At 36.4% G+C, this 272-nt stretch carries 1 protein-coding gene; it reads right to left on the reverse strand.

The window, feature by feature from the left end; translation table 11 throughout:
* Positions 1 to 272: isocitrate dehydrogenase kinase/phosphatase-domain containing protein (locus AAEY55_RS18330; protein ID WP_350552681.1), on the reverse strand; the 272-nt coding region annotated here is incomplete at both ends.

Genomic DNA, 272 nt, shown 5'->3' on the forward strand with positions numbered 1-272 from the left:
TATTTGCACTGGCAAGCTCTTTAATCGCTTTACCATAATCAACCATCACCTGCTGCAGTGATTTACTGCTACATTGACCGATATATAAATTAAGCGGTGTCATTTTTCGCTCAACATAGACATGTTTGAGTATTAACGCTTTACCCGAAATAATTAAGCTATCACCAATGTGTTTTTTCATTTGTGTAAGCAGTTCATCACTAAAACGACTTAAATCAAAGGCTAGGTATCTAAATTCATGAGTATCAACTAATCGCCCTACTCTATCAGCC

Source organism: Pseudoalteromonas sp. 120-MNA-CIBAN-0494 (genome assembly GCF_040308885.1).
Taxonomy (GTDB): domain Bacteria; phylum Pseudomonadota; class Gammaproteobacteria; order Enterobacterales; family Alteromonadaceae; genus Pseudoalteromonas; species Pseudoalteromonas nigrifaciens.